The sequence below is a fragment of the Gudongella ferriphila genome (assembly GCF_046224405.1).
Classification (GTDB): Bacteria; Bacillota; Clostridia; order Tissierellales; family Tissierellaceae; genus Gudongella.
This window is the reverse complement of the sequence record NZ_JBJXRK010000048.1, coordinates 1-9,218: the sequence shown is the minus strand read 5'-3', so window position 1 is coordinate 9,218 and position 9,218 is coordinate 1. Positions and strand designations below refer to the sequence as shown.

General features: G+C 32.6%; 13 protein-coding genes. All 13 read left to right on the top strand.

The window, feature by feature from the left end; genetic code table 11:
• The first annotated feature begins 1,055 nt into the window (after nt 1–1,055).
• Nucleotides 1,056–1,373, top strand: coding sequence for a PadR family transcriptional regulator (locus ACKVDP_RS13405; RefSeq protein ID WP_409229403.1), 318 nt, complete (start codon nt 1,056–1,058; stop codon nt 1,371–1,373).
• Complete coding sequence (locus ACKVDP_RS13400; protein ID WP_409229401.1) at nt 1,374–2,756, top strand: DUF2812 domain-containing protein; 1,383 nt, start codon at nt 1,374–1,376, stop codon at nt 2,754–2,756.
• A 400-nt stretch (nt 2,757–3,156) separates the two neighbouring features.
• Nucleotides 3,157–3,423 carry a hypothetical protein gene (locus tag ACKVDP_RS13395; RefSeq protein ID WP_409229400.1) on the top strand — a complete coding sequence of 89 codons (267 nt, stop codon included), beginning with the start codon at nt 3,157–3,159 and terminating at the stop codon, nt 3,421–3,423.
• 33 nt (nt 3,424–3,456) lie between these two features.
• Nucleotides 3,457–3,732 carry a hypothetical protein gene (locus tag ACKVDP_RS13390; protein WP_409229399.1) on the top strand — a complete coding sequence of 92 codons (276 nt, stop codon included), beginning with the start codon at nt 3,457–3,459 and terminating at the stop codon, nt 3,730–3,732.
• A 486-nt stretch (nt 3,733–4,218) separates the two neighbouring features.
• Nucleotides 4,219–4,464 (top strand): hypothetical protein, encoded by a 246-nt coding sequence (locus ACKVDP_RS13385; protein ID WP_409229398.1) that lies wholly within the window; start codon nt 4,219–4,221, stop codon nt 4,462–4,464.
• A gap of 286 nt (nt 4,465–4,750) precedes the next feature.
• Nucleotides 4,751–5,602 carry a hypothetical protein gene (locus ACKVDP_RS13380; protein WP_409229397.1) on the top strand — a complete coding sequence of 284 codons (852 nt, stop codon included), beginning with the start codon at nt 4,751–4,753 and terminating at the stop codon, nt 5,600–5,602.
• Between the two features lie 451 nt (nt 5,603–6,053).
• Complete coding sequence (locus tag ACKVDP_RS13375; protein ID WP_409229396.1) at nt 6,054–6,746, top strand: hypothetical protein; 693 nt, start codon at nt 6,054–6,056, stop codon at nt 6,744–6,746.
• 165 nt (nt 6,747–6,911) lie between these two features.
• A complete protein-coding gene (locus ACKVDP_RS13370; RefSeq protein WP_409229395.1) occupies nt 6,912–7,043 on the top strand; it encodes a hypothetical protein in 132 nt (43 codons plus the stop codon).
• Between the two features lie 90 nt (nt 7,044–7,133).
• Nucleotides 7,134–7,262 (top strand): DUF4177 domain-containing protein, encoded by a 129-nt coding sequence (locus ACKVDP_RS13365; RefSeq protein ID WP_409229394.1) that lies wholly within the window; start codon nt 7,134–7,136, stop codon nt 7,260–7,262.
• 130 nt (nt 7,263–7,392) lie between these two features.
• Nucleotides 7,393–7,701 (top strand): hypothetical protein, encoded by a 309-nt coding sequence (locus tag ACKVDP_RS13360; protein ID WP_409229393.1) that lies wholly within the window; start codon nt 7,393–7,395, stop codon nt 7,699–7,701.
• Between the two features lie 59 nt (nt 7,702–7,760).
• A complete protein-coding gene (locus tag ACKVDP_RS13355) occupies nt 7,761–7,997 on the top strand; it encodes a DUF2651 family protein (protein ID WP_409229392.1) in 237 nt (78 codons plus the stop codon).
• Nucleotides 7,998–8,058: 61 nt separating this feature from the next.
• Nucleotides 8,059–8,244 carry a DUF4177 domain-containing protein gene (locus ACKVDP_RS13350; protein WP_409229391.1) on the top strand — a complete coding sequence of 62 codons (186 nt, stop codon included), beginning with the start codon at nt 8,059–8,061 and terminating at the stop codon, nt 8,242–8,244.
• A gap of 344 nt (nt 8,245–8,588) precedes the next feature.
• Nucleotides 8,589–9,119, top strand: coding sequence for a hypothetical protein (locus tag ACKVDP_RS13345; RefSeq protein WP_409229390.1), 531 nt, complete (start codon nt 8,589–8,591; stop codon nt 9,117–9,119).
• Nucleotides 9,120–9,218: the final 99 nt, after the last annotated feature.

Sequence of the window (9,218 nt, the reverse complement as noted above, 5' to 3'; positions counted from 1 at the left end):
CTTATACGAACTACATAAGTCTTTAATATAGTATATCACAAAAATGGATATACTATTCCAGCTAACTCTACCTATCCATCGAATCAGATATTTAAAAAAATTCTCTGCGAAGCAAGACGAAAAACCATTAATAAAACATATAAAGTTATTATCAAACCACAATATATGCTGGTTTAAATAACTAACCATACAATATGTTGTATATCAACGGTTATGCCCCTCTAAATGGAATATATAAGAGCAGGATTAGAGCAGGAAAATACGCATTTACAACTGCTATTAATACTCCTTTAACAGCGCCCACTCCGCCTGAAATCTCTGATGAGATCAGTCGAAGCGTGGCTGTCAAAGAAGGGAGGTAGACATCTCCCTTAAGCGTGGTTCTAAGCAGCTGTAATGGCTTCTCAGAGGCTTGAGTTGGGGTTTCATAGGATTCCTTCTCTTATCTTTCTTCCCCTTTTTAGCTTGGCACACAGTGCCGAGTTCCATGATCCTTCTCCTGCTCTAACTCCTGCTATTATCATCCCTTTTCTCTCTTGATTCTTCTAATCCTATTCATCACTTCAGGATCTCTTTTTCAGATTCTTTTTCTCATGTTTTTATTCTTTTTATCAGGGAAGAACATTTAGCCAATTTGTCTAAATGCTCTTCCAAAAGGAGGGGTTTTTGAGGTAAAAAGATGAAAATGAAATGGAAGAACATTTAGACAGAAAAATGGAGGAAAAGAGTTTGAGATGTAGTGAGGGAGAGGGGGTGAGAAGGATTGGAAGGGGAGGGGGGAAATGGAAGGGGATTTTTAAACAGGGACAATAACTGTCCCTATCTAATAATCCTCTTCCGCCAATCAAAATGTTCTTCCGCCAGCGGAAATGAACTTCCAAAACTATCAGGAGTAAGCGCACAAAACAGCGCCTACTCCTTTTTCATGTTCTTTTTCAAAATGAGGACAACACAATTTTCAATATTTTAAAGAGTATTGACAATAATAGCAAACAATTATATTATATTGATAATAGATATAACGAATATCGATGTAATGCTTTGGAGATGATTTTATGGCAAGAGAACAACTAAAAACTTTAACTGAGCCAATGTATTACATTCTCTTAATGCTATCCGAACCTCAGCATGGATATGGAATTATGCAAGAGGTGGAGAGACATACAGAAGGCAGAGTGAAAATTGGAGCAGGCACTTTATATAATCTTCTATCCAGATTTGAGGAGGAGGATATTATAGTACAGCTATCAGCGGAAAACAGAAGAAAAACATATACTTTGACAGATAAAGGATTTAACATTTTAAAGGATGAATATCAAAGGCTAAAGCAACTGGTTTCAGATGGCAGTGATCTATTTGAGGGGGTGAAGTAGGTGAACAATAAACACAAATGGGTTTTTTGGGGATTCTTTTCTCTGGACTACCAAGCTATGAAATCGTATTTGGAGGAAATGGCTGAGGAAGGCTGGATGTTGGAAAAGATAGGACTGCAACAACAATTTGCAAAATTTAGAGCCATAGAGCCTCAGAAACTGAAGTTCTATGTGGATGTATTCAAGGAAGGCGGACCCCTCACTCCGGAAAAGACTGAAGAATCTGAGGTGTATAGGAGATTATGTGAAGAATCAGGATGGAAATTTATAACATCACAAGATTATTTACAGTTTTTTTATGCTGAGGAGGGAAGTGATCCTGTTCCAATTCAAACAGACGAAGCAATTGAACAAGAAATTGTGGAGCATACGTTATTAAGAAATGAGTTACGAGGTTACCTTATACTTTCGTTATTTGCCGCCTATTTATTAATTAATATAATCCCTTTGAAGTATAGTATTCTTTTGTCTTTTACAGGAGTTGCAGGCATCATTTTATTACCTATCAGTTTTATACTTGCTACAGTACCTGCTCTGTACAGCATTATAAGGATACTGAAAGCAAGAAGAAACATTGAAAAAGGTTTACCAATCGAAAAGCCTACTATGAAAAATGCACGCAGGCGCATAATATTATTTTATGGTTCCTCATGGATCATACTATTACTTTTAGTGCTTTTTATTATAGTTGATGCGTTTTTTACACCTCAAATTGTAATAAAATCATTGTTAGGTCCAGGTATTGGAATCATTGTAGGATTAAGCCTTAAGTATTATACAAAGAAAAAGGCAACTAAAAGGGAAGATAGTATACCAGTAATAATATTTGCATTATTTATGGTATTCATCTTTATTTATACAGTAGTTCCGTTTGTTTATGAAGGATTTGAAGATACCTATAAAGTAACTTCAGTACCTGAGGGTTATCCAATAATTACAATAGACGAAATATCAGAGGAACCAAGCAAAATAAGCACATCGACCAAGGAGTTTAAACATGGAAGCAGTCCAGTCACACCAAAGCACTATTCCTATTTGGAGTTTGTCAATGGTAATGGCTATGAAGAAAGAATAAGTATAAAATACTATAAGACAACCGATCCATACTTTGCTGAAATAATATTTAATGGTATAAGACATGATTTGGAAAAGGGAATTAAGTGGAAGGGAATGACCTTCCTTGATAGAATTATTGTATCCGATGAAGAGATGAAGAATTCATGGGATGTTGATAATTTGGTGCTGACACAAGAGCGGGATCTTATAATAATCCAAAAGGGAAGTACTGTTCTAAATATTTCAGGTGATTTGGATTTTAACGATAATCAAACAAGAGAGTTGATAATTAGTAGATTCTTTTCAGGTTCTTCAATGGTGAATTAATATTTGTAATGTTTAGTCTTGGTTAAGCTCATAGTCAACCTTCAATTATTTTCACCCAATTAAGAAGGAACATAGTGGGGAAGTTAAATATTCAAGAGTCAAACCAAAATAAATGTAATAACTATATCCAACTTAAATGTTATCCAATATGATCAGGAGTAAGCGTTACCAGACAGCGCCTACTCCTTTTTAATACTCTTTTTTCAACTGTTATTTTTGTTGGGGAAAATTTACTTAAAAATAAGAGGAATTAATTCTTTGTTCCCATAAAAATGGTAGAACTGAACTGATTAAATGTTATAATGTTATTAAATAGAGCAAAAATTAGGTTGTTACTAATGGTGACTAATATAAATGGAAATCATTACATTAGATGTGATAGAGCAGAAGAGGAGGATTTATGATAACAATATTCAATCGCAAGGAGCTTTGCAGCGTCTATTCAATGAAGGAACAGAGCAATATCCGCATAGCCTTAACAAGAAGCAATATTGACTACCATATAAAGACCATAAACAGGATGTCATCATCACCATTTTCCAGTGGAACCAGGAGCAGGACTGGATCATTTGGACAAAAACAGGAACTAAATTATCAATACATATTCTATGTACACAAGAAGGACTTCAAGAAAGCTTCAATGCTGGTTGGCAAGACAAGGGTATAAGATAATTATTTTATGGATTTGGGAGGGATATCATTGAAAGATGAGATGAAATGCTTGAGATGTGGAAGTGAGATGGAGGTAGTGAAAGACCTTGTACTGAGGATTGGTGAACCTGAGATGCTTATGATGAGAAGGGTTCCAAATGGTATACAGGTTGATGTACACCAGTGCCTTGGATGTGGGAAACTTGAGTTTTACCACCATAAGGATGAGTTGATTACCAAGATCAAGTGTCCCAGTTGTGGAAAAGTTCATGATAAAGACTATCCAAAATGTCCATATTGTAAATATGACTATAGAGGCAAGTAGTATACCTGGTCCTTATAGGCTTATTAAATAAAGCACTAATGAGTTTAGAGAGAGGAGAAATGAATGGTGAAAAAACAGTTGGTCATTATCTCAATCGCTTACTTTCTTGCAACATTGATTCGTGGATTAATTGGAGTATCTTACAATCCATTTTTTGATGACTTTGACCTAATGCTATTATTAAAGGATTTCATGATTTGGGTACTTTCGTACACTATAGTAAGTATAATCGTCTCACGGGTTACCAGAGCAAAGCACAGATAAATATATTATTTATGGGAGTAGTATACTAAGTAAAAGATCAGGCAGCCCTCTACTAATTTTGAGGTCGCAAGTTGTGACCTCAAACAGCTTGAGTGAAGTAGTCACATTTTGTGACCGGATTCTTTAGGATTATCATTGCCATATTCAGAAAATATGAAACTTAACATATTGCATCGATCAAAAGGTCTAATTTGTGACATATCATGGAAGGGATGGATTATAATGAGTAGAGTATCACTTGGTAGTTTTGCGGTTATTGTTGGTGGCTTAGTCTTATCTTTAGAATTGTACGGATTAAAAATCATTCAGGGCCTTGAAATACAAAAAGGTTCGTGGAAATCAAATGCTATGGACTATGCCAAGGAAATGCCAATCTCATTGGCAATATGGATAACTATTGCAGTAATTATTTACGGAATCATTTTGACTCTTGGGATTGAAAGGCTAAATAGAATATTTACCAAATAAGGTGTACCGCATTTAGATATACATTGTGAATTTTCCTAATTGGTGGGTGTAATATATGAAAGTTGCATTTGTAGATAGAGATGGAACAATAAATAAGGATTATCAAGACGCTACATGGAGGTGCACATTTATTTAAGAATATACTGCGATGATAAGTGTTTGAATAGTGTTTGATCTTTTTAAGATTATACATATAATCTCAAGCAGTTTAAGATAAAAACGTAGAGGAATTAGTGTCGAATAGTCTAATTATCGCTGGTTTTCCAAATGGAGGTTGATGATTATTATGCGATTGGAAGAATACATTTTCAAACGAAAAAAAGAAGATGGGATCAACGAGTATGATATGGATAGGCGACAAGAGAATACTCGTATCTGTGTAAATTACATATTTGAGTACTTCAACAATTATCTGGATACAAAGCCTGCTGATGAAAAAACGGTACTACATGAGCAAAAAATTGAAAGGTATCGCAAAATAATTCGTGATTATGATCCTGAAGTAAGAGATTGGTTAGTTTCACTCTACGGATCATACGGAAAATATATGCACAAGTATCTAATGAACTCAATAACAGATGACTATTTTTTGTTATACGAGAGTGAACCGGAATTTAGATCATTGTCCTACGAAATATACCCTAAGGTGGTAAAGAGGTTTAAGTTTCTTGAAGGACAATCAGAAATGATTTACCTGTTTATTAAAGATGCCCATAAGGTGAGAAATTTATTTGAGCCTTATAATCAAGGAATTTATATATCTGAAGAAATTAATGAATGGATTCATGATACATACAAGAATTATGGTGTAAATATCTACAATTTTTGCTATGAGTGGGCTCACTATTTTTTCGAATATCCTGAAATATGGCCTAAAGGTCATAAGAAAAAAAGTGAGTTCTACGATAAGAAATCCCAATACAAAGATATTAAATTAACTGATACGATACTCTGGGACTACGATTATAAGCAAAAAAATAATCTGTTTGGCCTGGATTCGCTCTATAGAAACATGCCTAAAAAGAAATTTACCAGAGGGAAAAAACAAGAGTTTGAAGTTGTGATTATGTATTGCTGGTTACATGGAGTTACAGGCGATGATGAGTATTGGGATAGCTATTTAAGTAATGTACTATAATAAACGTCTTTCAATTTACCAAGACAAAGCACAAATAAATATATTGCTTATAACTGAAGATACTAAGCTAATTATCAAGTAACTCTCATCTAATCTTGAGGTCGCAAATTGAGACCTCAAAAGCATGATCGAAGTGGTCGCATTTTGCGACTGGTTAAAGACTGGTTTTATATGTGATGCTTAAGTCAGTGTTTTTATATCCACAGTAGAACACTCAATGAGAATTAATTAGACGATTATTTTTGATATTATTTGCAAACTTTTCATGTTGGAAAGTCATAATGGATTTATGGATTAATGTCAGTCAAGATTAAGATAAGAAGGTGAGTGAAAAAACCAACAGATCTTTATGTCTTGATTAGAAATAGATATTTTGTATTTAGGGTTATATATGAATAATTATGTGCAACATGAAATTAATCAGATAAGTAGTAGTTTATTAGGAGGCTATATGGCAAATTTAAAGTATGAAACAATACAATGTTTAGAAGAATTGTTTGATATGCAAAGTGGATATGTATTAGATTTTTCAAATAGTTCATTCCAAAGATTTATAAAAGGAATTATTGGTATTGATATTTATAACGATAAAGGGTATGAAAATTATTGTTCAAAAGCTAACAAATTACGGCAAATTTTTGAAACGGAATCTAATTCAAAAGTTGTCAAATTAATAAGTGCGCTAATCAATTATTATGAGGATTACAAATTGAAAAACAACAACCTAACAGATTACGATAAAAAGAAAATTGATGAAACAAAAAAAGCTATTAAAGATTTAGAACAGGAAGATGATGAAAAAATTATTGTAAGCCAGGACTTGGGCGAATTAATTCAGAAGATATCAACGAGAAACGCACAGTTTCGTGAGATGGCTCTTGATGAAAAATTAAAAGAGGTAGGAAATTTAATTGAATATTTATTAAAAAAAAATGGAAATTTCATTACATTGAATTATGATTACATTTCGTTAGGATTTATTAAAGAAAATGATGTGAAAGAGTATAGAAAGAAAATTCAATGTTTCAGGCATTCTTCACAAGAAAGTCTTAAAGAAAGAAAAAAATATACGGAGAATCAGAAACAATTCTTGGTAGAAGTAGGAATTGTTATGTGTAACTTAATTTACAATGAATTAAGTTAAGATGATAAACTCCAAATTATCTAATATGGGATAATCATAAAAATGAGTTCATCAATGACACAATCTTAATATTTTGTGTCACACAGAAGTCCAGCAGAATGTATAGAATTGACTATACACCAATAAGTCTAATGAATGTGTGTTTTTAAGGGAGGGAACTTATATATGAGCAATATATCTGCAGGATTAATTTTTCTGCCCATTTATGCTACCTTGCCAGCTTTAGTATTATATTTCATAATCAAAATGGCAGTTAAGAATGCAATTAAGGAGCTAAAGAGAGATAATATTATTTAGCATAAACCAAGAATTTATCAAGTACAAAAGAATGAGATTATTGGTGAAGCATCAATTTAGAATGGAAGTATCACATAAGGAGATGGATATGTGTATCAGTATGAAAGTGTAAAATTAGCCATGAAAGGATTCGTAGTATCAGAGCTGACAGACCATAATGAAATCATTGATAGATACGCCAAAGAAGGTTGGAGATTTAGTACAGATTCTTCCTGTTAAGTATACATCTAATGGCGTGCCAATGGAGTTTGAAGCTATATTTGAGAAAGAGATAGAGAGCTAATAATACTAAAGCTCATTATAGAAAATAAGAGTGATCACAAGATAGCATAGCTTAGGAGGTATTTATATGATTAGTTTCCTGTTGTTGGGAAGTTTTGTTCTTGGATTGATTGCCTGGATACTACCCGGTGTGAGTATAGGCAGATATAAGATTAGCCATAATAAAAACGGAGCATTTTATTCCATTGTAAGCATCAGTGCATGTGCAATAGCAATTAGTTTTCAAGTTATGTATAGCAATCAAATCGTACAAGCAGGAGATTGGTCTGCACTTTTAGATACAAGTGGCACAAGTACTACACTTTCGATAATTTTGCTAATAGTAACCTTGGTGCTTAATGGCATTTCTTTAAGCCTGCATTATGTTAAGAAGTAATTGAATCAAAATAATTATTGCATAATATTAACAAACTATCTACGAAGGGAGCATGACTTATGGAGTTTTTGATGGCATTGCTTGTTTTTCCAATGACATCATTCTTATTTGGAATAATTGGTCAAATTTTAGCAAGAAAGATATTTGTAGTTGTTGGAACGACCTTTTGCGTTTGGTTAGTTGCAACCTTTACTATATTCAATGAAAGCTTTCTGATTTGGGTTTTTATCTATTCATTGTTTTCTTTAATAGGGGCCTTGATGGTTGAATTTGTAGGAAAATCTAAATATGAGTAGGAGGCATTGTTTATTAGTTGTATCATATAGGTGGAAACAGGTGAAATAAAATAATTAGAACATGGAGGTGTTAGTCATTAAGAGGTTTGAATATAAATTTGTTAAGAAAGAGCAGAAGTTAGGATTCTCAATAAATAGAAAAATAGAAGATGCTGAAAAGGAATGGAATGAGCTTGGCAAAAATGGTTGGAAGTTTTGCAAAGAAGGTGATGGAGTAATTATTTTTGTTCGAGAAATTATCGAATAAAATGTGCATATAAGTAGATTTATGTGTAACAGAGAATAAAGGAGTGTAAGAAATTTATGGGAAAGAACCTTGTCTACTGGATGGTCAGTATTGTATTCTATGTAATTTATTTTCTAATATTTAAGTATTCTATAGGGAATCTCTTTCCTATTAGTCCAATGTCTAATTTTATTATAATATTTGTTCTCACTGTTATAAACATTCCATTGTCCATATTCAGTGCAGGAAAAATATTTTCAATAATTGAAAAACAGCAACAGTATTAGTTGCGCATCATTTATAGTTAACGTCGTTATAGTAGATAATACTAAGTAAAGAGAATTTATAATTTAGGAGATGGAGTATTGAAGAGACTTAAAAAACCAATTATTTTGAGTAGTTTATTATTAATATTATTAGTTTTATCATCTTGCCAAAATAGGATGATACAAGAGCCAGCCATTAAAATATCATATGATTCTAAAGAATTAAGACCAATTTATTATGGAGATAGATATAATGAAGAGAAAGAAGATATTGAAGAAGCAATAAAAAGTATTATGGTTGGTAAAAGATTTATTGATTTGCCAATGATTGATTTTGGGGAAAGAATTGAAATTGAAGCTTTAAACTTTGAAACAACTGAATTTGAAGTTTATGATTATATAGTAGATGAAAGCGGTAATATCGTTTCAGACTTTAGTATAGAGCCATTTGCAATAACTTTAGTTGATAATGGTAATGCAGAAGTTGCATTTGAAAAAGGTGTGGATATGGAAATATATAATGATTATATGGTTGAAGGAAAATCGATACATTTCTTATTAATCAGAAGTAAAATAAATAAGTCTTCTTTTGCATTCGGAACACTTGTGTTAGGCGTTAACAAAGAGTAGTCATTTTAAGCAGATTAACTCTATGTTAATGCAAATTATCTATAGTATGTTCAGCATTGACTATTCGAGCTATTATTCAAATTATTATAAAACCTACCC

Bases quoted from the DNA above. Each gene is read 5' to 3' on its own strand.
- ACKVDP_RS13405 (WP_409229403.1), top strand. From the start codon at position 1,056: ATGGCAAGAGAACAACTAAAAACTTTAACTGAGCCAATGTATTACATT.
- ACKVDP_RS13395 (WP_409229400.1), top strand. From the start codon at position 3,157: ATGATAACAATATTCAATCGCAAGGAGCTTTGCAGCGTCTATTCAATG.
- ACKVDP_RS13385 (WP_409229398.1), top strand. From the start codon at position 4,219: ATGAGTAGAGTATCACTTGGTAGTTTTGCGGTTATTGTTGGTGGCTTA.
- ACKVDP_RS13380 (WP_409229397.1), top strand. From the start codon at position 4,751: ATGCGATTGGAAGAATACATTTTCAAACGAAAAAAAGAAGATGGGATC.
- ACKVDP_RS13375 (WP_409229396.1), top strand. From the start codon at position 6,054: ATGGCAAATTTAAAGTATGAAACAATACAATGTTTAGAAGAATTGTTT.
- ACKVDP_RS13370 (WP_409229395.1), top strand. From the start codon at position 6,912: ATGAGCAATATATCTGCAGGATTAATTTTTCTGCCCATTTATGCTACC.
- ACKVDP_RS13360 (WP_409229393.1), top strand. From the start codon at position 7,393: ATGATTAGTTTCCTGTTGTTGGGAAGTTTTGTTCTTGGATTGATTGCC.
- ACKVDP_RS13355 (WP_409229392.1), top strand. From the start codon at position 7,761: ATGGAGTTTTTGATGGCATTGCTTGTTTTTCCAATGACATCATTCTTA.
- ACKVDP_RS13350 (WP_409229391.1), top strand. From the start codon at position 8,059: ATGGAGGTGTTAGTCATTAAGAGGTTTGAATATAAATTTGTTAAGAAA.